Here is a 703-nt window from a genome sequence, read left to right as displayed (position 1 = left end):
TTTTTCATCAAATACAAATGTATCACTTTCTAAATCTACCTTTATTAAAAACGGGATTCTATCTAAATCATCTTCATCTTTTAAAATATATTTTTTACAAATCAATTCATTTTTCTCTATATTATTTATCTTTAGCTTTAATTTAATTTCATCTGTATTAAAATCTAAAATCATAAAAAAATATAAATTATTAATATATCTTTTAGGAATATAATGTAATGAGCTAGCAATGCACGCTTGCTCTTCTGTTTCCCACTCTAACAGAGAATTTTGTGTTCTATATTCTTTTAACATTATTAAACGCGTATCACTAGCCCATATATCTATATTATGCTCCGCAAACTGATTCATAAGCTCAGGTTCTAATTGATATTGTTTAAACTTTTGTGATTGTAAAAGATCAATTACTGTTTCAATTTTCAATGTAAGTCTCCTTCATTTTATCTACTATCCCATCTAAATATGATTTCCACTGTGGTAATAGCTTTTTATCTTTGAAACTTTTTAAAGTAAACCCTTCTTCCTTAAACTCTTCAAACAATTGTTCTACTTCGCTTGCATCAACAAAACGCATATTATCAGGTACATCTGTAATTTTATGTAAATCATTATTTGTTTGCGTAACTTTAAACATACTTGTAATACTTGCTGCTGCTGAATTGACAACATCTTTTTTAGTTCCTATAAGTAAACAATATAAATC

At 26.3% G+C, this 703-nt stretch carries 2 protein-coding genes; both read right to left on the bottom strand.

Features of this window, described 5'->3' with window-relative positions; all coding sequences use genetic code 11:
* On the bottom strand, nucleotides 1–423 hold a 423-nt coding region (locus tag DN403_RS30885; protein WP_346655102.1), incomplete at its 3' end, for an ABC-three component system middle component 1.
* Nucleotides 413–703, bottom strand: a 291-nt coding sequence (locus DN403_RS31525) for a hypothetical protein (RefSeq protein WP_179958967.1), incomplete at its 5' end; no start/stop codon positions are given. The genes DN403_RS30885 and DN403_RS31525, both read right to left, overlap by 11 nt.

The sequence above is a fragment of the Bacillus sp. AY2-1 genome (genome assembly GCF_008368965.1).
GTDB classification, from domain to species: domain Bacteria; phylum Bacillota; class Bacilli; order Bacillales; family Bacillaceae_G; genus Bacillus_A; species Bacillus_A thuringiensis_S.
The sequence above is the reverse complement of the archived record's forward strand: the minus strand, read 5'-3'. Positions and strand labels throughout refer to the sequence as shown.